The organism is Streptomyces sp. JW3 (genome assembly GCF_052216785.1).
Classification (GTDB): Bacteria; Actinomycetota; Actinomycetes; order Streptomycetales; family Streptomycetaceae; genus Streptomyces.
On the sequence record NZ_JBQOUX010000026.1, the window covers coordinates 36,438 to 56,950 of the forward strand.

The 20,513-nt window shown below is 68.2% G+C and carries 16 protein-coding genes; 11 read left to right on the plus strand and 5 right to left on the minus strand.

Annotated features, from left to right (window positions below):
- Positions 1-3 precede the first annotated feature (3 nt).
- Both ACTT8P_RS13740 and ACTT8P_RS13745 read left to right on the plus strand, forming a co-directional pair.
- A complete protein-coding gene (locus ACTT8P_RS13740; RefSeq protein WP_442831897.1) occupies positions 4-300 on the plus strand; it encodes a hypothetical protein in 297 nt (98 codons plus the stop codon).
- A gap of 93 nt (positions 301-393) precedes the next feature.
- A complete protein-coding gene (locus ACTT8P_RS13745) occupies positions 394-603 on the plus strand; it encodes a hypothetical protein (protein WP_442831898.1) in 210 nt (69 codons plus the stop codon).
- Between the two features lie 161 nt (positions 604-764).
- Here ACTT8P_RS13745 and ACTT8P_RS13750 read toward each other — a convergent pair whose 3' ends face one another.
- Positions 765-2,294: a helix-turn-helix domain-containing protein gene (locus tag ACTT8P_RS13750; RefSeq protein ID WP_442831899.1), complete on the minus strand. Its 1,530-nt coding sequence runs from the start codon at positions 2,292-2,294 to the stop codon at positions 765-767.
- Positions 2,295-2,381: 87 nt separating this feature from the next.
- Positions 2,382-2,573 carry a DUF4236 domain-containing protein gene (locus tag ACTT8P_RS13755; RefSeq protein ID WP_361164349.1) on the minus strand — a complete coding sequence of 64 codons (192 nt, stop codon included), beginning with the start codon at positions 2,571-2,573 and terminating at the stop codon, positions 2,382-2,384.
- 350 nt (positions 2,574-2,923) lie between these two features.
- Here ACTT8P_RS13755 and acnA point away from each other — a divergent pair, with 350 nt between their 5' ends.
- Positions 2,924-5,641, plus strand: a complete 2,718-nt coding sequence (gene acnA / locus ACTT8P_RS13760; protein WP_442831900.1) for an aconitate hydratase AcnA — start codon at positions 2,924-2,926, stop codon at positions 5,639-5,641.
- Between the two features lie 344 nt (positions 5,642-5,985).
- Complete coding sequence (locus ACTT8P_RS13765) at positions 5,986-6,105, plus strand: DUF397 domain-containing protein (protein WP_442831901.1); 120 nt, start codon at positions 5,986-5,988, stop codon at positions 6,103-6,105.
- Between the two features lie 258 nt (positions 6,106-6,363).
- Here ACTT8P_RS13765 and ACTT8P_RS13770 read toward each other — a convergent pair whose 3' ends face one another.
- From ACTT8P_RS13770 to ACTT8P_RS13780, 3 genes are all read right to left on the minus strand, one after another.
- Positions 6,364-6,732: a hypothetical protein gene (locus ACTT8P_RS13770; protein WP_442831902.1), complete on the minus strand. Its 369-nt coding sequence runs from the start codon at positions 6,730-6,732 to the stop codon at positions 6,364-6,366.
- Positions 6,733-6,837: 105 nt separating this feature from the next.
- Positions 6,838-7,698, minus strand: coding sequence for a helix-turn-helix domain-containing protein (locus ACTT8P_RS13775; protein WP_442831903.1), 861 nt, complete (start codon positions 7,696-7,698; stop codon positions 6,838-6,840).
- Between the two features lie 209 nt (positions 7,699-7,907).
- Complete coding sequence (locus ACTT8P_RS13780; RefSeq protein ID WP_442831904.1) at positions 7,908-11,711, minus strand: GH92 family glycosyl hydrolase; 3,804 nt, start codon at positions 11,709-11,711, stop codon at positions 7,908-7,910.
- A gap of 375 nt (positions 11,712-12,086) precedes the next feature.
- Between ACTT8P_RS13780 and ngcE the strand changes: the two genes are divergently transcribed.
- From ngcE to ACTT8P_RS13815, 7 genes are all read left to right on the plus strand, one after another.
- On the plus strand, positions 12,087-13,544 hold the full coding sequence (gene ngcE, locus ACTT8P_RS13785) for an N-acetylglucosamine/diacetylchitobiose ABC transporter substrate-binding protein (protein WP_442831905.1): 1,458 nt from the start codon (positions 12,087-12,089) through the stop codon (positions 13,542-13,544).
- Positions 13,545-13,570: 26 nt separating this feature from the next.
- Positions 13,571-14,497: a carbohydrate ABC transporter permease gene (locus ACTT8P_RS13790; RefSeq protein WP_442831906.1), complete on the plus strand. Its 927-nt coding sequence runs from the start codon at positions 13,571-13,573 to the stop codon at positions 14,495-14,497.
- 4 nt (positions 14,498-14,501) lie between these two features.
- Positions 14,502-15,383 (plus strand): carbohydrate ABC transporter permease, encoded by an 882-nt coding sequence (locus ACTT8P_RS13795; protein WP_442831907.1) that lies wholly within the window; start codon positions 14,502-14,504, stop codon positions 15,381-15,383.
- A 182-nt stretch (positions 15,384-15,565) separates the two neighbouring features.
- Entirely contained in the window at positions 15,566-16,777 is a 1,212-nt protein-coding gene (locus tag ACTT8P_RS13800) for an ROK family transcriptional regulator (protein WP_442831929.1), read from the plus strand.
- 133 nt (positions 16,778-16,910) lie between these two features.
- Positions 16,911-18,014 carry an ABC transporter substrate-binding protein gene (locus tag ACTT8P_RS13805; RefSeq protein ID WP_442831930.1) on the plus strand — a complete coding sequence of 368 codons (1,104 nt, stop codon included), beginning with the start codon at positions 16,911-16,913 and terminating at the stop codon, positions 18,012-18,014.
- Between the two features lie 179 nt (positions 18,015-18,193).
- A complete protein-coding gene (locus tag ACTT8P_RS13810) occupies positions 18,194-18,985 on the plus strand; it encodes an ATP-binding cassette domain-containing protein (RefSeq protein ID WP_361164387.1) in 792 nt (263 codons plus the stop codon).
- Positions 18,982-20,265 (plus strand): sugar ABC transporter permease, encoded by a 1,284-nt coding sequence (locus tag ACTT8P_RS13815; protein WP_442831908.1) that lies wholly within the window; start codon positions 18,982-18,984, stop codon positions 20,263-20,265. Before ACTT8P_RS13810 ends, ACTT8P_RS13815 begins: the two co-directional genes overlap by 4 nt.
- The last annotated feature ends 248 nt before the right edge of the window (positions 20,266-20,513 follow it).

Consider the following 20,513-nt stretch of genomic DNA (forward strand, 5'->3'; position numbering starts at 1 on the left):
CCGATGGCGCGCATACGACGGAACCCGCGTCAGCAGGTGTGGCCCTGGGAGGAGTCGCAGGGCAGGAGAGCGGCGGGACATCGCGGGAAGCGGTCCGGTCCGGTCTGGCTGCTGTCGGCTGGCACGGTGGCGTTGTCGGCCGGAGGCTACGCCTGGCTGGGTGCCGTGACGGCCGGGCCGCCGGGGGCCGTCGTCGGCTGCCTGGTCGGCCTCACGCTCAGCGGACTGCTCCACGTGCTGGTGCACCGCATGGTGTCCGGCCGTCCGCCCACCCGGCTGTCGCCGCCCCCGCGGGGCTGATCCCGCCCGGTCTTCCGGCCGTACGGTGTCGGGCAGTTCCGGGGAGGCGTCCGGAGCCGGTGCGACAGTCCTGGCACGCCGACTGTCCGTTCCTTGGCGGCGACCGGCCGCTCCCGGGAGCGCGGCTTCCACGCCCTGCGCCACTTCTTCGCCTCCGAGGAACTGGAGGCCGGCGAATCGGTCGTCTCCCTGGCACGCTGGCTGGGGCACTCCGACCCTGGGTTCACGCTGCGGAAGTACTCCCACTTCCTGCCCCGCGCCGGCGCACGGGGCAGCGCCGCAATCGGCGCGATCTTCGCGTAGCCGTAGCCGTAGCCGTAGCCGTAGCCGGTCCGCTGGGCCCGTGGAGCGTGGCTCGTAGCCCGCCGCAGGCGCAAAGTCCCAGAGAAGTCCCAAACATGCCGCCGCACCCCTCCCTGACCCGCTAAATGGCAGGTCAGGCGGGGTGTGGCGGCATCGTCGTGTCAAATGTCGCGGAAAATCTCGATCTGCGCCCCGATCGAGTTCAGCCGCTCCGCCAGATCCTCATAACCCCGGTTGATGACATACACGTTCCGCAGCACCGACGTGCCCTCCGCCGCCATCATCGCCAGCAGCACGACCACGGCGGGGCGCAGGGCCGGGGGGCACATCATCTCGGCGGCGCGCCAGCGGGTCGGGCCCTCGACCAGGACGCGGTGCGGGTCCAGGAGCTGGAGCCGGCCGCCGAGGCGGTTGAGGTCGGTCAGGTAGATCGCGCGGTTGTCGTAGACCCAGTCGTGGATCAGGGTCTTGCCCTGGGCGGAGGCGGCGATCGCGGCGAAGAACGGGACGTTGTCGATGTTCAGGCCGGGGAACGGCATGGGGTGGATCTTGTCGATGGGCGCCTCCAGTTTGGAGGGGCGCACGGTGAGGTCGACCAGGCGGGTGCGGCCGTTGTCGGCGAAGTACTCGGGGGTGCGGTCGTGGTCGAGGCCCATCTCCTCCAGGACCGCCAGCTCGATCTCCAGGAACTCGATGGGGACCCGGCGGACCGTCAGTTCGGACTCCGTGACCACCGCGGCGGCCAGCAGGCTCATCGCCTCTACCGGGTCCTCGGAGGGGGAGTAGTCCACGTCCACGTCGATGACCGGGACGCCGTGCACAGTGAGAGTCGTGGTGCCGATGCCCTCGACCCGTACGCCCAGCGCCTCCAGGAAGAAGCAGAGGTCCTGGACCATGTAGTTGGAGGAGGCGTTGCGGATGACGGTGACGCCGTCGTGCCGGGCGGCGGCCAGCAGGGCGTTCTCGGTGACCGTGTCGCCGCGCTCGGTCAGCACGATCGGGCGGCCGGGGCGGACCGAGCGGTCGACCACCGCGTGGTACTGGCCCTCCGTCGCCGCCACGTCCAGGCCGAAGCGGCGCAGCGCGATCATGTGCGGCTCGATGGTGCGGGTGCCCAGGTCGCAGCCGCCGGCGTAGGGCAGCTTGAAGCGGTCCATGCGGTGCAGCAGCGGGCCGAGGAACATGATGATCGAGCGGGTGCGCACCGCTGCCTCGGCGTCGATCGCGGCCATGTCGAACTCGGCCGGCGGCACGATCTCCAGATCCACGCCGTCGTTGATCCAGCGGGTGCGCACGCCGATGGAGTTCAGCACCTCCAGGAGGCGGTACACCTCCTCGATGCGGGCCACCCGGCGCAGTACCGTGCGCCCCTTGTTGAGCAGCGAGCCGCACAGCAGCGCCACGCACGCGTTCTTGCTCGTCTTGACGTCGATGGCGCCGGACAGCCGCCGGCCGCCGACCACGCGCAGGTGCATCGGACCCGCGTACCCCAAAGAGACGATCTCGCTGTCCAGCGCCTCGCCGATCCGGGCGATCATCTCAAGGCTGATGTTCTGGTTGCCGCGCTCGATGCGGTTGACCGCGCTCTGACTGGTGCCGAGCGCCTCCGCGAGCTGTGCCTGCGTCCAGCCCCGGTGCTGCCGGGCGTCACGGATGAGCTTGCCGATGCGTACGAGGTAGTCGTCTGCCATGAGGTTGAGGCTATCTCAGATATGAGATCGCGCCTCCCCGGGGGTCCGTTCGGGTGACGAACGGGAGGTCGACGAGGTGACGGGCGGTCAGCGGCGCTTGGTGGTCCGGCGCCAGCCGAACGGGCCGGGCAGATCCATCGACGTCGTACGGCGTCCGGTGGAGCTGTGGGTGTGGCGGGGGCCGTTCTTGCCGCCGGTGGTGACGGACCAGGACTTCTTGTTGATGTTCAGGCGCACTCCGGGAAGTATCCGGAAACTCTTGCGGAACGTGAGGGGCATCGTGCCTCCATCCGGGTCGTGCCGGGCCGCCCCGGCACAAGTCGGCTACCCCCGCTCGGCGTACTGATGGCCCCCGCTCGGCGTAGTGATGGCCCCCGGGGTCACCCGGGTGGGGGCGGACGGGCGGGGGCGGATGTGGGGCGCACGCCACACCGGGTCCGGGCATGACCGGTCCGACCTCATGTACTAGAGTTATCTCGACATCGAGATATCTGCCGAGGCGTACTGCGGTCGCCACCCCGGCCCCACGCTAGTAAGGGTTACCTAACTTAGCCTTACCTTAGCGGATTGGCCAGGGCGGCGTGGCGGCAGGATGCGGTGGTACGCGCACATGAATGAAGGAGACTGTCGTGTCGGCGAACAGCTTCGACGCCCGCAGCACGCTGCAGGTGGGCGACGAGTCGTACGAGATCTTCCGGCTGGACAAGGTCGAGGGCTCCGCGCGCCTTCCCTACAGCCTGAAGGTGCTGCTGGAGAACCTGCTCCGTACCGAGGACGGCGCGAACATCACCGCCGACCACATCCGCGCCGTCGGCGGCTGGGACTCGCAGGCGCAGCCGGCGCAGGAGATCCAGTTCACGCCGGCCCGCGTGATCATGCAGGACTTCACCGGCGTGCCCTGTGTCGTGGACCTCGCCACCATGCGTGAGGCCGTCAAGGAGCTGGGCGGCGACCCGAACAAGATCAACCCGCTCTCCCCGGCCGAGATGGTCATCGACCACTCCGTCATCGCGGACAAGTTCGGCACCAACGACGCCTTCAAGCAGAACGTCGACCTGGAGTACGGCCGCAACAAGGAGCGCTACCAGTTCCTGCGCTGGGGCCAGACCGCCTTCGACGACTTCAAGGTCGTCCCGCCGGGCACCGGCATCGTCCACCAGGTCAACATCGAGCACCTGGCCCGCGTGGTCATGGTCCGCGACGGCAAGGCGTACCCGGACACCCTGGTCGGCACCGACTCGCACACCACCATGGTCAACGGCCTCGGTGTGCTCGGCTGGGGCGTCGGCGGCATCGAGGCCGAGGCCGCGATGCTCGGCCAGCCGGTCTCCATGCTGATCCCGCGCGTCGTCGGCTTCAAGCTGACCGGCGAGCTCCAGCCCGGCACCACCGCCACCGACCTGGTGCTTACCATCACCGAGATGCTGCGCAAGCACGGCGTGGTCGGCAAGTTCGTCGAGTTCTACGGCGAGGGCGTGGCGGCCACCAGCCTGGCCAACCGCGCCACCATCGGCAACATGTCGCCGGAGTTCGGCTCCACCGCCGCGATCTTCCCGATCGACGACGAGACGCTGAACTACCTGCGGCTGACCGGCCGCAGCGACCAGCAGGTCGCCCTGGTCGAGGCGTACGCCAAGCAGCAGGGCCTGTGGCTGGACCCGGCCGCCGAGCCGGACTTCTCCGAGAAGCTGGAGCTGGACCTCGCCACGGTCGTCCCCTCCATCGCCGGCCCGAAGCGCCCGCAGGACCGCATCGTCCTCGCCAACGCCGCCCAGCAGTTCGCCCAGGACGTCCGCAACTACGTGGACGACGTCGACGAGGCGGGCAAGGAGTCCTTCCCGGCCTCCGACGCCCCGGCCATCGCGCCGAACGGCGCCCCGTCCAACCCGGTTCAGGTGACCGCCCCCGACGGCACCACCTACGAGCTGGACCACGGTGCGGTCACGGTCGCGGCCATCACCTCCTGCACCAACACCTCCAACCCGTACGTCATGGTCGCCGCGGCGCTCGTCGCGAAGAAGGCCGTGGAGAAGGGCCTGACCCGCAAGCCGTGGGTCAAGACCACCCTGGCTCCGGGCTCCAAGGTCGTCACCGACTACTTCGAGAAGGCGGGCCTGACCCCCTACCTCGACAAGGTCGGCTTCAACCTCGTCGGCTACGGCTGCACCACCTGCATCGGCAACTCCGGCCCGCTGCCGGAGGAGGTCTCCAAGGCGGTCAACGACCACGACCTCGCCGTCACCTCGGTCCTGTCCGGCAACCGGAACTTCGAGGGCCGCATCAACCCCGACGTCAAGATGAACTACCTGGCGTCCCCGCCGCTGGTGGTCGCCTACGCGCTCGCCGGGTCGATGAAGGTGGACATCACCAAGGACGCGCTCGGCGCCGACCAGGACGGCAACCCGGTCTTCCTCAAGGACATCTGGCCCTCCGAGGCCGAGGTCAACGAGGTCGTGGCGAGCGCCATCGGCGAGGACATGTTCTCCAAGTCCTACGCCGACGTCTTCGCCGGCGACGCCCAGTGGCAGGCGCTGTCCATCCCGACCGGCAACACCTTCGAGTGGGACAGCGAGTCCACCTACGTCCGCAAGCCCCCGTACTTCGAGGGCATGACGATGGAGACCACCCCGGTCTCGGACATCTCCGGCGCCCGCGTCCTGGCCAAGCTCGGCGACTCGGTCACCACCGACCACATCTCGCCCGCCGGCGCCATCAAGGCCGACACCCCGGCCGGCAAGTACCTCACGGAGCACGGCGTCGAGCGCCGCGACTTCAACAGCTACGGCTCGCGCCGCGGCAACCACGAGGTCATGATCCGCGGCACGTTCGCCAACATCCGGCTGCGCAACCAGATCGCGCCGGGCACCGAGGGCGGCTACACCCGCGACTTCACCCAGCCCGACGCGCCGGTGTCGTTCATCTACGACGCCTCGCGCAACTACATCGAGCAGGGCATCCCGCTGGTCGTCCTGGCCGGCAAGGAGTACGGCTCCGGCTCGTCCCGCGACTGGGCCGCCAAGGGCACCGCGCTGCTCGGCGTCAAGGCCGTCATCGCCGAGTCCTACGAGCGCATCCACCGCTCCAACCTGATCGGCATGGGCGTCCTGCCGCTCCAGTTCCCGGAGGGCCAGTCCGCGTCCTCCCTCGGCCTGACCGGCGAGGAGACCTTCTCCTTCACCGGCGTCGAGGAGCTCAACAACGGCACCACCCCGCGCACGGTGAAGGTCACCACCGACACCGGCGTGGAGTTCGACGCGGTCGTCCGCATCGACACCCCCGGCGAGGCGGACTACTACCGCAACGGCGGCATCATGCAGTACGTGCTGCGCAGCCTGATCCGCAAGTAGGCGGCGGAGCAGGGCAGTTGAGGGCCGTGTTCGCCATCTCCGGTGAACACGGCCCGGCGCCTGTCACCCGGCCGGTTCCCGTATGGTCGCTCCCATCCGACTTCACTTACGCTTGTTTTCCGGTGACTCAATGTGGGGGACGAACGGCCGCAGAGGTTTCCGGGTGGGGGATTTCCGGGTACTCGCCTGCGGTAGTGCACACTCGTCCACTAGCCTGGACGTCGGGCACGAACCAGGTATGCGGGGGAAGCAGGGGGGCTGGTGCAGTGCATAAGGGGAAACCCTTGTGGCGCAGGAGCAGCAAGTGTGGCAATGAGAGCGAGTGCGTGGAGGTAGCTGTGCGCATGGGCCGAGTGCTGGCGCGCGACTCCAAGGCGCCCGCGCATACGCCACTGCGCTTCACCGCCCCCGCTTGGACACATTTCCTGCATGCCGTGGCACAAGGAGAGTTGGACGGTACGTGACGTTCTTATCCAGCCATCGGCAGGCGGTAGGGGGCCAAATGAATGCCGAGGCATCCGCGGTGCGGCGGTCGGGCGGGCGGCGAGGCGTCGTCGTGGGCGGCGTCATTACCTTCACCGTGAGCGTCGGAGTGGTGGCGACACTGGTCGCCGCCGTCGCCTCCATGCTGGTCGACAGTGTGGTCGCCAAGAGAATCCTGTGGGTCGCCGTTGTCGTCGCCGTGGCGGTGAGCGCCGGGCTGTGGCGTGCCGGGAACGGGACTACGACGTCCCTACCTGATTCTGGTCGCCCTCGCTACGATTCTCAGGCGGGTTCTGCGGAGTAGCGGAGCCGCCCCGCCCGGACATCACCTTCCGCTTCAGCCACCAGACCAGTCCGCCGAGGAAACCGGCGGACAGCACGCTGCCCAGCGTCGTGCCGATCTCGGACCAGGGCAGTTCCAGAGCGCGCGCCGCTTTCAGGACGACCGGCCCCATCTTGACCAGAATGACGAGTGCGACCAGCGCGAAGACTCCGAGCAGGGCCAGGAGCTTGCGCTTGTCGCTCGCTCGAGACTTCTCGATGGCTATGAGACGCTCCGTCTGACCCGGGTCCTGGATGGCCTGGGCCTTCAGTTCCTCGTCGTTCATGCTGGAGCCGAAGGCTATTCGTACCGTTTCCAGAAGCGCATCGACTATCGACCTGGAGACCACGCCGGTCCTCCCCTGCCTCTGCCCGCCCTCAGTGCCGCGGCTCTAGCGGGCTTCGAGGTTCTGCTTGACGCGATCGATCAGGCCGAGGGACTCGGTCTCGTCCAGGGCCCGTTCTGTGATCGTCTGAAAACACTCCTGGTACTGACCCAGCAGTTCCAGATTCTCGCCACCGGTCATGCTGCCGGCCGCGTGCTCCAAGTACACCAGGTCGCCGTCGTCGAGGAAGCGGAGCAATACGAAGCTGCCCAGCGTGCTGTAGTGGGCCCCGGCCTCGAAGGGCAGTACCCGGACGGTCACGCCGTCGCGTCCGGCGAAGTCCAGAATCTGCTCCAACTGGGCGCTGAACACGGCCGGTCCACCGATCTGCCGCCGTACCGCGGCCTCGTCCAGAACGAAGGTCGCCGTCGGCCGGCCCGATCCGTCGAGCATGCGTTCTTGGCGCTCCATCCTCAGGTCCACCAGGCGGCGCACGCGTTCGGCGCTCAGCCCGCGCTCGGCCAGCAGCGCCTGCGCGTACGCGCGGGTCTGGAGGTGCCCCGGGACGACGATCGGGTGATACGTGTCGACGGTGTGCGCGGCACCCTCGTAGCCGAGATATTGGGCGAACTGCGGCGAGACCACCTCATGGTAATGGGACCACCAACTGGGGCCCTTGCTGCCCCGGGCTGCCTCCTCCAACTCGCTCACCGTGTCCGGGCGGGTGATGTCGTACAGCGTCAACAGGGCACGCAGGTCGCTGACGGACACACTCACCGTCCCGGTTTCCACACGGATGAGCTTCGACTGCGACCACTCCACCCGCGCGGCGGCCTCACGCTGGGTGAGCCCGGCACTCTCCCGTGCCTTGCGCAGGGCAAGGCGCAGCTTGCGCCGGTTGAGGCTGGGGTCTACGGGGGGTGTCATCGCCGCTCCTTCGACCGTGCACGTACCCTGAACAAGTCCGGCCATGCACAGAAAGATCCTAGCTTTCAGCTCAGGTCATTATGCATCAAGCCATCTGCATAGAGCCAAATGCTCCGAGCTGGCAGGAGAAACGGTACGGCGTCCGGCTGCCGGCACGCGAAACGGCCCGCCCGGAGACCGGGCGGGCCGTATGGATGACGACGTGTGTGCTAGGCGAGCAACTCGACCTCGGCTAGCGTTGATTCGCCCGTCAGCACCAGCCGGTACTTCCCGTAGGCCCCCGGCGACCTCACCGAGAACGCCCGGGTCTGCCGGTCCCAGGCGAAGGACTCGGCGGAGCGTTCGTCCAGCGTCTTCCAGGTCGTCCCGTCGGCCGAGCCCTCCAGCTTCCAGCCGGTCGGCGCCGAGGTGTGGTCCTTCGGGGAGGTCAGCGTGTACTGCACCGCCTTGGTGCCCTCGGCCACCGGCAGGTCGACGGAGGTCACCGCCGCCTCCGTCCCGGACGTGTCGTCGAAGAGCGGGCCGTCGCCCTCGACGGCGTCCTTCCGCGGCGTCGGCACCTCGTCGTCCTCGGTGATCGACACCGGCGCCGCGTTCTTGCCGGTGCCCCACGAGGACGGCCGCGAGCCCATGTCGAACTCCAGGACGCCGCCCTTGGCGAGCACGGAGTGCGGCAGCGACGTGGAGTTCCAGGACCGTCCGTTCACCTTCAGGCCCTGCACGTAGATGTTCTTCGTGCTGTTCTTCGGCGCCTTCACCACCAGCTCGTGCCCGTTCTCCAGGTGCACGGTCGTCTTGGTGAACAGCGGGGAGCCGATGGCGTACTCGCCGCTGCCCATCACCAGCGGGTAGAAGCCGAGCGCGGAGAACAGGAACCAGGCCGACTGCTCGCCGTTGTCCTCGTCGCCGTGGTAGCCCTGCCCGATGTCGCTGCCGGTGTAGAGCCGGGAGAGCACCTCACGGACGTTCTTCTGCGTCTTGTACGGCTGGCCGGCCGCGTCGTACATGTACAGGGCGTGGTGGGCGACCTGGTTGGAGTGCCCGTACATGCCCATCCGGACGTCCCGCGCCTCGGTCATCTCGTGGATGACACCGCCGTAGGAGCCGACGAACTCGGACGAGGCGGTCTCCGGGGTGGCGAGGTACTCGTCCAGCTTGTCGGCGAGACCGGAGCGGCCGCCGTACAGGTTGGCCAGGCCCCGGCTGTCCTGCGGGGCGGTGAAGGCGTAGCCCCAGCCGTTGGTCTCGGTGTAGTCGTAGCCCCACACGCGCGGGTCGTACTTCTCCGAGTCCACCCGCCAGTCGCCCGACGCGTCCTTGCCCTGGAAGAAACCGGCCTTCGAGTCGAACATGTTGACGTAGTCCTGGGCGCGGTTCAGGAAGTAGGCCGACTCCTCCTTGTAGCGCTTCTGGCCGGTCTCCTTGTACAGCTTCGCGCCCATCTGCGCGATGCCGTAGTCGTTGAGATAGCCCTCCAGCGCCCAGGAGAGGCCCTCGTGCGTGTCGGTGGCGGTGTAGCCGAGGAACGGCGAGGTCTCCATGCCCTTGCGGCCCACACCCGAGGACGGCGGCACCACCGTCGCGTTCTTCACCGCCGCGTCGTACGCCGCCTTCGCGTCGAAGTCGACGCCCTTGACATAGGCGTCCGCGAAGGCCACGTCGCTGGAGGTGCCGGTCATCAGGTCCGCGTAGCCGGGGGAGGACCAGCGCGAGGTCCAGCCGCCGTCCTTGTACTGCTGCACGAACCCGTCGACCAGCTCACCGGCCTTGTCGGGGGTCAGGAAGGAGTACGCCGGCCAGGTCGTCCGATAGGTGTCCCAGAAGCCGTTGTTCACGTACACCTTGCCGTCGACGATCTTCGCGCCGGTGTGCGTGGGGGTGTCCGCCGACTCCATCTTCTGGAAGGGGGAGGCGTACTGGTACTTCCCGCCGACCTTCTCGAAGCCCGAGTTCGGGTAGAGGTAGAGCCGGTACAGGCTGGAGTACAGCGTGGTCAGCTGGTCCTGGGTGGCGCCCTCGACCTCGACCTTGCCGAGGATCCGGTCCCACGCCTTCTGGGCGTTCTTCCTCACCTTGTCGAAGGAGGTGCCCTTCGGCGCCTCCTGACGCAGGTTGTCCTTCGCCTGGTCGACGCTGATCAGGGAGGTGGCCAGGCGCAGGGTGACGGTACGGTCCTTGCCCGCGTCGAAGCTCACGGAGCCCTTGACGCCGCTGGAGTCGCCGCCGGTCACCTTCTTGTCGAACTCGCCGTATACGAACAGCCGGGTGGCGCCCGTCGACAGGCCGGACTTGACGTCCGAGTAGCCGGTGAAGGTGCCGTTCGCCTTGTCCAGGGTCAGGCCCGCCTGGTCGGTGACGTTGTCGAAGATCACGCTCGCGTCGTCACCGGGGTAGGTGAAGCGCATCAGCGCCGCGTGGTCGGTCGGCGCCATCTCGGCCTTCAGACCGTTCTCGAAGGTGACGCCGTAGTAGTACGGGCGGGCCGTCTCGTTCTCGTGCCGGAAGGGCAGCGCGCGGGCCTCCCGGCCGGTCTCCGGGGTGCCGGAGGCCGCCGACGGCATCACCTGGAAGGTCTGCCGGTCGCCCATCCAGGGGCTCGGCTCATGGCTCGCGCTGAACGCCTGGAGGGTCGGCAGGTTGTCCGCGTTGTTGCCGCGCGCGTAGTCGTACAGCCAGCTGAGCGAACCGGCGTTGGTCACCGGCGTCCAGAAGTTGAAGCCGTTCGGGACGGCCGTCGCGGGGAAGTCGTTGCCGCGCGAGAAACTGCCGCTGGAGTTGGTGCCGCGGGTGGTCAGCGCGTAGTCCGAGAGGTGCGCCTTGGGCTTGGCGGCCTTCGCCTCCTTGATCGACACGTCGTCCAGCCAGCCCCGGAACTTCGCCGGGCCCTTGGCGGAGTCGTACGCGACGAGGACGCGGTCGATCGTCTTGCCCGCCGCGACCGACCCGATGGCCGACGCCACGCTGTTCCACTGGTTGACGTACAGGATCTTCGAGTCGCCCTGGCCGCGCGGGGTCAGCGGGAAGCCGTGGCGGTCGGTGGCCCCCAGGCCGCTCAGATACGTGCCGTCGGTGAAGGCGAGGTCGACGGAGACGTTGGTGGCGTCGTAGTCGAGGTCGCCGTCGGCCATCGACGGGAAGATCTTGTAGGACAGCTCGGTACGGCGGTCCACCTTGACGTTGACGTCGAAGACCTTGTTGTACGAGTAGGCCCGGCCGTCGGCGGTGTGCCGGCCCGCGTAGCGCAGCGCCCGCTTGCCGGTGAAGCCCGCGCCCGCCTTGGCCGTCGGGGAGCCGGTCGGGCCCTTGTCGACCAGCGAGAGCATGTCCTCGGGCACGGTGGTCTCGTCACCGCCGGTGGAGAACTGCACGTCGGCGAGCTGGAGCGCGTCGCCCGCCCCGTTGTTCTTGGTGAACTCGATGCGGAAGTGCTGGTACTCGGCCTGCTCGGTCAGCTCGTACGTCTTGGTCTGGAACCGCTCGGCGAAGGACTCGCCGGACCGGGTGTCCACCGTCGTCCAGCTCTCGCCGTCCGCCGAACCCTGCAACGTCCAGTCCACCGGGTCGCGTTCGTCGTGGTCGTTGGCGGAGGTGAGCGCGTACCGGGTGACCGGCGTCGCCGCGTCCAGGTCGAACTCCACCCAGCCGGTGGGCGCGAAGGTCAGCCACTTGGTGGACGGCTCGGTGTCGACGAGGTTCTCCTTGACCTCGCCGCCGCCGGTGTTCTCCGCGCTGGCCCGCACGTCGGTGACATGGTCGCTGACGTTGCCGGGGATGCCGGTGCTGTAGCCGCCGTCCACCCCGGCGGCGCGCTTGGCGCCGCCCGGACCGGTGTCGACGGTATTCAGCCAGTCCGGAGCCGGGTCGTCCGCCTCGAACGAGGACGTGAACTCCCGGTCCGGCGCGGCGGCCGCCCGCGGCAGCGCGACCGCCGCGCCCTGCGAGCCCACCGCCAGTGCGAACGCGGTCGTCACCACGACCGCCGGACCCCATCTGTGCCGAGTTCTGCGCTGCATCTCCCAGACCCTCCCTGCACGCCGGACAACGTTGTCAAAACTTCTGCGCAGGGTCCAGTAGTGGGTGAAGTGGTCAGTGCTGTCAAGGGTGTTGGCTGCGGCGTTCGGGGTGTATGTCAGGGATTTTTCCGGCAAGCTGCACACAGGCCACTCAAATGTCCGCCAGGTCTCAACTCGGAAAAGACCAGTGACCAACCTTGCCCTCGATCTTGCTCCACCGGCGGAAAGTGGACTATACCTGTCGGCCACTGGAGAGATCCGCGTACGCACAGCCCGCACAGCCCGCACAGCCCGCACCACCCAGCGAGACCCGACAGCGGTGCCGGGAAGGATCCGGTTCACCGCCTGAGTCCTGGAGAAGGCGAGGACTTGAGCATGGGATCCACTTCCGCCGAGCACACCGGTACCACCGCGGGCGTCGGCCGCCGCGACCTGATCAAGCGGTCCGCCGCGCTCGGCCTGATCGCCGTCCCCACGATGAGTTTCCTGTCCGCCTGCGCCAGCGGTGGCGGCGGCGGTGACCAGGACAAGGCGGCGGCGGGGGAGAAGACCGCCAAGAACCCGCTGGGCGTCAACAACAGCGCCCAGTTGGAATTCGTCCTCTTCGACGGCGGCTTCGGCAAGGAGTACGCCGAGGACGCGGTGAAGATCTACGAGAAGAACTTCCCCGACGCGACCGTGAAGTTCTCCGCCACCCAGAAGATCCAGTCCACCCTCCAGCCCCGGTTCAACCAGGGCACCCCGCCCGACCTCATCGACAACTCCGGTGCGGAACAGATGGACATGGGCGTGCTGGTCAGCAAGAAACAGCTCGCTGACCTCACCCCGCTGCTCGACGCGCCCTCCTACGACGACCCGGACAAGAAGGTCCGCGACACCCTGCGCCCGGGCATCGTGGAAATGGGCCAGTTCAACGGCGAAAAGGTGTGGATCTTCTACTACGCCTACACGGTGTACGGCGTCTGGTATTCGCAGAAGGCACTGGACTCGCTGGACGCCGAATACCCGCAGACCTGGGACGAGATGCTCGCGGTCTGCGCGAAGGCTAAGAAGAAGGGCATGGCGGGCTGGACGTACGCGGGCAAGTACCCGTACTACCTTCCCTTCTCGCTCTACCCGATGATCGGCAAGGTCGGCGGCACCGAAGTCCTGGACGCCATCGACAACCTGGAGCCGAACGCCTGGAAGCACCCGGCCGTCAAGGCGTGTTTCGAGGCGTACTACGAGCTGTACCAGAAGGGATACGTCCTCAAGGGCACCCCCGGCCTGGACCACATCCAGTCGCAGACCGCGTGGGCCAAGGGCGACGCCCTGTTCCTGCCCAACGGCTCCTGGGTGGAGAACGAGTCGGCCAACGTCATCCCGGCCGACTTCGACCTCGCCGTCTCCGCCCCCTCCGGGCTCGACGACTCCGACAAACTGCCGTTCGGCACCATCTGGGCCTCCGGCGGCGAGCCGTTCATCGTCCCCGCCAAGGCCAAGAACGGCACCGGCGGCATGGAGCAGCTGCGCGTCATGCTCAGCGAGGCGTCCTCGAAGAACTTCACCGCCAAGGTGAAGTCGCTGACCGCCTTCGACGGCGGCACCGACGGCATCGAACTCACCCCGGGGCTGAAATCGGGCGTCGCCGCGCTGGAACTGGCCGGCGACAACGTGGTCAACCCGCGTATGCAGGACTGGTACGTGAAACTCCAGAAGGAGCAGATCGGCGTCGGCGGGCTCGGCGAGATGATGGCCGGCCGGCTCACCCCGGCCGAGGCCATCAAGAAGATCCAGGGCTACGCCGACGACGCGGCCAAGGACTCGTCGATCGAGCACTACAAGCACCAGTAGGACGCCGGAGCGGGGTCGAGTAGGCAATGCAGCACGGCAAGTACCGGTTCATCGTGGGATTCCTGGCGCTGCCGCTGGGAATCTACGCACTCTTCGTCATCTGGCCGTTCGTCCAGTCCATCTACTACTCGTTCACCGACTGGACCGGGCTGAGTCCCGAGTTCAAGATGGTCGGCTTCGACAATTACTCCCGGCTGCTCGACGACGACGTCTTCTGGAAGTCGCTGTGGCACAGCGTGCTCTTCGCGCTGCTGGTCCCCCTGGTGACGCTCGGCCTCGCGCTGTTCCTGTCCTTCATGATCAACGTGGGCGGCCGGAAGCGGAAGGGCGGCCCGGTGATCACCGGTGTCCGCGGCTCCGCCTTCTACAAGATCGTCTACTTCTTCCCGCAGGTGCTGTCCATCGCGATCGTCGCGCTGCTGTTCCAGTTCGCGTACAACCCGGACAGCGGCGCGATCAACTCGCTGCTGCGCGGGGTGGGGCTCGACGGTCTCCAGCCGCTGTGGCTGGGCGACCCGAACCTGGCGCTGTGGGCCGTGATGGCGGTACTGGTCTGGTCCACGGTCGGCTTCTTCGTGGTCCTCTTCTCGGCCGGCATGGCCTCCATCCCGGCGGAGCTGTACGAGGCCGCGCTGCTGGACGGGGCCACCCGCTTCACCACGTTCTCCCGGGTGACCCTGCCGCTGCTGTGGGACACCGTGCAGTCCGGCTGGGTCTACATGGGCATCCTCGCGCTCGGCGCCGAGTCCTTCGCCGTCGTACAGATCATGACGGTCGGACCCGGCGGTCCGGACTACTCGACCACCGTGCTGGTCCTGTACGTGTACCAGAAGGCGTTCCGGGACGGTCAGGCCGCCTACGCCACCACCATCGGCGTCGCCCTGCTCGTGGTCACCCTGGCCTTCGCGGCCGTGGTGATGCGGCTGGGCCGGCGCGAGCGGCTGGAGTACTGAACGCATGAAGACGACCGACACTCCCGCCCCCGCCGCGCGAGAAGGGAAGAAGGAGGGCGCCAAGGAGGGGGCCCTCAACGCCTTCTCCCACGGCATCCTCGTCATCTGGGCGATCATGGTGGTGCTGCCGCTGCTGTGGGCGGTGATGACGTCCTTCAAGGACGACGCCTCGATCTTCGGTTCGCCCTGGTCGCTGCCGGACACCCTGCACTTCGACAACTGGTCGCGGGCCTGGACCCAGGCTCACATGAGCGACTACTTCCTCAACACCGTTCTGGTGGTGGGCGGTTCGCTGGTCGGTACCCTGGTGCTCGGCTCGATGGCCGCCTATGTGCTGGCCCGGTTCGACTTTCCCGGCAACCGGTTCATCTACTTCCTGTTCGTCGGCGGCATGAGCTTCCCCATCATGCTCGCCCTGGTCCCGCTGTTCTACGTGGTGGACAACATGGGGCTGCTGAACACCATCCACGGGTTGATCCTGGTCTACATCGCCTACTCGCTGCCGTTCACGGTGTTCTTCCTGACCGCGTTCTTCCGCACCTTGCCGACCTCGGTGGCGGAGGCGGCGTTCGTCGACGGGGCCTCGCACACCCGGACGTTCTTCCAGGTCATGCTGCCGATGGCCAAGCCGGGCCTGATCAGCGTCGGCATCTTCAACTTCCTGGGGCAGTGGAACCAGTACATGCTGCCGACCGTGCTGAACACCGACCCGGACAAGCACGTCCTGACCCAGGGCCTGGTGCAGCTCGCGGTCAGCCAGGGGTACAAGGGCGACTGGTCGGGTCTGTTCGCGGGCCTGGTGATGGCGATGCTGCCGGTGCTGGCGGCGTACATCCTCTTCCAGCGGCAGGTGGTGCAGGGACTGACGGCGGGGGCCCTGAAGTAACCCGCGAGCAGTCCTGTCAGCCGCCCCCGGACCGGCCGGGGGCGGCCCGTCCGTATGCCCGCCGGTTACCCGGATGCGGTTCAACCTCTTGACGGGAGGCGACCCGAACAGCTCAGCTTAGAGTTCACTAGTTGGACATGGACGGGGCCTCATCGCTGCGGTCCCGCGCGCAGGAGGTCGTCGTGGAGACTCCGGGGTCGCAGTCGTCGCTGCACCGAGCCAACCTGGAGAGGGTCGTACGAGCGGTACGACTGGCCGGGTCGCTCACGCAGGCGGAGATCGCGAGGACCACAGGGCTGTCCGCGGCCACGGTCTCCAACATCGTCCGGGAACTGAAGGACGGCGGGACGGTCGAGGTCACGCCCACCTCGGCGGGCGGCCGGCGGGCCCGCAGCGTCTCGCTGAGCGGGGACGCCGGCATCGTCATCGGCGTCGACTTCGGCCACACCCACCTGCGGGTCGCCGTCGGCAACCTCGCCCACCAGGTGCTGGCCGAGGAGTCCGAGCCGCTGGACGTGGACGCGTCCTCGGCGCAGGGCTTCGACCGGGCCGAGCAGCTGGTCAGCCGGCTGATCGTGGCGACCGGGGTGGACCGGAGCAAGATCGCCGGGGTGGGCCTCGGCGTACCCGGCCCGATCGACGTGGAGTCCGGCACGCTCGGCTCGACCGCGATCCTGCCCGGCTGGAGCGGCACCCGGCCCGCCGAGGAGCTGCGGGGGCGGCTCGGCGTGCCCGTGCACGTGGACAACGACGCCAACCTCGGCGCCCTCGGCGAGCTGGTCTGGGGCAGCGGCCGGGGGGTGCGGGACCTGGCGTACATCAAGGTCGCCAGCGGCGTCGGCGCCGGGCTGGTGATCGACGGCAAGATCTACCGGGGACCCGGCGGCACGGCGGGTGAGATCGGGCACATCACCCTCGACGAGTCCGGCCCGGTCTGCCGCTGCGGCAACCGCGGCTGCCTGGAGACCTTCACCGCCGCGCGGTACGTGCTGCCGCTGCTCAGATCGAGTCACGGCACCGATCTGACCATGGAGGGCGTGGTACGGATGGCCCGGGACGGCGACCCGGGCTGCCGCCGGGTGGTGGCCGACGTAGGCCGGCACATCGGCAGCGGGGTCGCCAACCTGTGCAATCTGCTGAACCCCAGCCGGGTCGTCCTGGGCGGCGATCTGGCCGAGGCGGGCGAGCTGGTCCTGGGCCCCATCCGGGAGTCCGTGGGGCGCTACGCCATCCCCAGCGCCGGACGTCAACTCTCGGTACTTCCCGGGGCACTTGGCGGCCGGGCCGAGGTGCTGGGCGCCCTCGCCCTGGCATTGAGCGAGATGGGCGATTCGACCCTTCTGGACGGAAGCGCGGCCGGCACTCTGCCCGCTGCCACCCCCGTCTTCACTTAGAGAACGGATGGCACCGTTGCCATCTCGTTAAGGATTTACTTCTTGACGTCGCACGTGTGGCCGAGTTGACTTCCAGCCACCTCGGCCGCAACGACGCGGCCTCGTCAGGGAGGTTTCTGAAGTGAACACGCGTATGCGTCGTGCCGCCGTTGCCGTAGCCGCCACCGCGATGGCCGTTTCGCTCGCCGCCTGTGGCAGCGCCAAGGAGTCCGGCGACAACGCCGACTCGAAGGAGTCCAGCAGCTCGAAGGGCGACGCCATCAAGGTCGGCCTGCTCCTGCCGGAGAACCAGACCGCTCGGTACGAGAAGTTCGACAAGCCCTTGATCGAGAAGAAGGTCAAGGAGCTCACGAACAACAAGGGCGAGGTCATCTACGCCAACGCCAAGCAGGACGCCAGCCAGCAGGCGCAGCAGGTCGACACCATGGTGACCAACAAGGTCGACGTGCTCATCGTGGACGCGGTGGACTCCAAGGCCATCTCGGGTTCGATCACCAAGGCCAAGCAGGCCGGCATCCCGGTCGTCGCCTACGACCGCCTGGCCGAGGGCCCGATCGACGCCTACACCTCGTTCGACAACGTGACCGTCGGCAAGACCCAGGGCGAGGCGCTCCTGGAGGCGCTGGGCGACAAGGCCAAGGACGGCCAGATCGTCATGATGAACGGTTCCTCCACGGACCCGAACGCCGCCCAGTTCAAGGAGGGCGCGCTGTCCGTCCTCAAGGGCAAGGTGAACATCGGCCGCTCCTACGACACCAAGGAGTGGAAGCCGGAGAACGCCAACGCCAACATGGAGGGCGCCATCTCCGCCCTGGGCAAGGACAAGATCATCGGCGTCTACTCGGCCAACGACGGCATGGCGGGCGGCATCATCACCGCCCTGAAGGCGGCCGGCATCGACGATGTGCCGGTCACCGGCCAGGACGCCGAGCTCAACGGCGTGCAGCGGATCCTCACCGGCGAGCAGTACATGAGCGTCTACAAGTCCTACCCGCAGGAGGCGGCCACCGCGGGTGAGATGGCCGTCGCCCTCGCCAAGGGCGAGTCGCTCGACTCCATCGCCACCAGCAAGGCCAGCAGCGCCACCACCAAGGACGTCCCCACCGTTCTCGTCCCGGTCGTCTCGCTGACCAAGGACAACATCAAGGACACCGTGGTGAAGGAAGGCTATTACACGGTCGACGAGATCTGCGCCGGCAAGTACGCCTCGGCCTGCAAGTCGGCCGGCCTGAGCTAAGCGGCCCCGCCCCGTACCGCGTGACACGCGCACGGGACCGGCTGCCCCAGATCCTCCGGCGCCCCGCACTCATCAGCCCCGCAAGCTAGGCGGGGCGCCGGACGGACCACCCGCGGGTATCTCCCGCCACCCCCCAAAATCTTCTGCACAACCTCCCGCCGGGTCAGGCGGCGAAGGAGTTGGTTCTTGTGTCCGCTACGCCCGTGCTGGCGTTGCGCGGGGTCTCCAAGCGGTTCGGTGCCGTCCAGGCGCTCACCGACGTAGAGCTTGAGGTCCACGCCGGTGAAGTGGTCGCCCTGGTGGGCGACAACGGCGCCGGAAAGTCCACGCTGGTCAAGACGATCGCCGGCGTGCACCCCATCGACGAGGGCGCCATCGAGTGGGACGGCAAGGCCGTCACCATCAACCGGCCGCACGACGCCCAGAGCCTGGGCATCGCGACCGTGTACCAGGACCTCGCGCTGTGCGACAACATCGATGTCGTCGGCAACCTGTACCTCGGCCGGGAGATCCGCAAGCGCGGCGTCCTGGACGAGGTGGAGATGGAGCGCCGCAGCCGTGAGCTGCTGGACACCCTCTCCATCCGCATCCCCAGCGTCCGCATCCCGATCGCCTCGCTCTCCGGCGGTCAGCGCCAGGTGGTGGCGATCGCCCGCTCCATGCTCGGCGAGCCCAAGCTGGTCATCCTCGACGAGCCCACCGCGGCCCTCGGCGTGGAGCAGACCGCGCAGGTCCTCGACCTGGTCGAGCGGCTGCGCGAGCGCGGCCACGCCGTCATCCTCATCAGCCACAACATGGCCGATGTGAAGGCGGTCGCGGACAAGGTCGCGGTGCTGCGGCTCGGCCGCAACAACGGCATCTTCGAGGTCAAGTCGACCTCCCAGGAAGAGATCATCTCCGCCATCACCGGCGCCACGGACAACGCCGTGACCCGTCGTGCGGCGCGCACCAATGGGGAGATCCAGAAGTGAGCATCGACAAGACCCCCGCCCCGGCCACCGAGCCGGCGGAGAAGACCGCCGCCGCGGCGGTCCCCGCGGTCGACCCCCGCCTGCTGGTGCGCGAACAGGGCTTCGCGGGCTACCTCGGCGAGTTCAAGCGCAAGATGAAGGCCGGTGACCTCGGGTCCATACCGGTCGTCGTCGGTCTGCTGGTCATCTGGATCATCTTCACCAGCCTGAACTCCAACTTCCTCACCGCCGGCAACTTCTCCGACATGTCGGTCGCCATGGTCGGCACCGGCATGATCGCCGTCGGTATCGTCTTCGTGCTGCTGCTCGGCGAGATCGACCTGTCGGTCGGCTCGGTCAGCGGTGTGGCGGGCGCCGCCTTCGCGGTGATGAACGTCACCCACGGCATGAACGAGATCCTGGCCCTGGTGCTGTCGATCCTGACCGGCACGGCGGCCGGCGCGATCCACGGCTTCGTCTTCGCCCGCATCGGCGTCCCGGCGTTCGCCGTCACCCTGGCCGGCCTGCTGTTCTGGCAGGGCTTCATGCTCCGCATCCTCGGTGACAACGGCACCATCAACCTGGACCCCGACGGCATCGTCGTCAATCTGACCAGCTACTACTTCAGTGACGTGGCCGCCGCCTACGGGCTGGCGATCGTGGTGACCGCGGGGTACTTCCTCTCCGCGTTCTTCGGCAACCGCCGCCGCGAGGCCGCCGGGGTGCCGTCCCGGCCGCTGAGCGAGATCATCGTGCGCACGGTGCTGCTGGCGGTGCTCGCCTTCATCGTGGCGATCGTCTTCAACCAGTACAAGGGCCTGCCGCTGGCCGTGGTGGTCTTCCTGGCGTTCCTGCTGCTCACCGACTTCGTGCTGCGCCGCACCGCCTACGGCCGCAAGGTGTTCGCGCTCGGCGGCAGCGTCGAGGCGTCCCGCCGGGCCGGCATCAACGTGGAGCTGATCCGGATCTCGGTCTTCGCGATCGCCGGCACCTTCGCCGCGATCGGCGGCCTGTTCGTCGCCTCGAAGATCGCCTCCGCCAACCAGGGCGCGGGCACCGGTGAGTTCCTGATGAACGTCATCGCCGCGGCCGTGATCGGCGGCACCTCCCTGTTCGGCGGCCGCGGCCGCACCTGGGACGCGCTGCTCGGTGTGATGGTCATCGTCTCCATCCAGTACGGCCTGGCCCTGGAGGGCATCGCCTCCCCGGTCCAGTACATGATCACCGGTGGCGTGCTGCTGGCCACGGTCGTCATCGACGCGGTGACCCGCAAGACCCAGAAGACGGCCGGCCGCGCCTGACGCCGCCACCGCTTCTGCACAAGCCTGTGCCCGGTACCAATGGCGGTACCGGGCACAGCCGCGTCCGGGGCGGGGCCACTGACCGGGTGCCGCTGGGCGGGTCCGTTCTGCCGGGTCGGCGGTGTGTGCGGGGCCGGTGCGGTGGGTGGGGTGCTCTTCGCGGGCAGGGGTCTTGGCGCGCCCGCCCGCTGCTGCGTCGAGCTGTGCCGGGTACTGCCGGCGCTACCGGCACAGCCGTGTCCGGGGCG

Coding starts and splice junctions, on each gene's coding strand:
- ACTT8P_RS13740 (WP_442831897.1), top strand. CDS start 4: ATGGCGCGCATACGACGGAACCCGCGTCAGCAGGTGTGGCCCTGGGAG.
- ACTT8P_RS13750 (WP_442831899.1), bottom strand. CDS start 2,294: ATGGCAGACGACTACCTCGTACGCATCGGCAAGCTCATCCGTGACGCC.
- ACTT8P_RS13755 (WP_361164349.1), bottom strand. CDS start 2,573: ATGCCCCTCACGTTCCGCAAGAGTTTCCGGATACTTCCCGGAGTGCGC.
- ACTT8P_RS13765 (WP_442831901.1), top strand. CDS start 5,986: ATGGGCCGAGTGCTGGCGCGCGACTCCAAGGCGCCCGCGCATACGCCA.
- ACTT8P_RS13770 (WP_442831902.1), bottom strand. CDS start 6,732: ATGAACGACGAGGAACTGAAGGCCCAGGCCATCCAGGACCCGGGTCAG.
- ACTT8P_RS13775 (WP_442831903.1), bottom strand. CDS start 7,698: ATGACACCCCCCGTAGACCCCAGCCTCAACCGGCGCAAGCTGCGCCTT.
- ACTT8P_RS13780 (WP_442831904.1), bottom strand. CDS start 11,711: ATGCAGCGCAGAACTCGGCACAGATGGGGTCCGGCGGTCGTGGTGACG.
- ngcE (WP_442831905.1), top strand. CDS start 12,087: ATGGGATCCACTTCCGCCGAGCACACCGGTACCACCGCGGGCGTCGGC.
- ACTT8P_RS13790 (WP_442831906.1), top strand. CDS start 13,571: ATGCAGCACGGCAAGTACCGGTTCATCGTGGGATTCCTGGCGCTGCCG.
- ACTT8P_RS13795 (WP_442831907.1), top strand. CDS start 14,502: ATGAAGACGACCGACACTCCCGCCCCCGCCGCGCGAGAAGGGAAGAAG.
- ACTT8P_RS13805 (WP_442831930.1), top strand. CDS start 16,911: ATGCGTCGTGCCGCCGTTGCCGTAGCCGCCACCGCGATGGCCGTTTCG.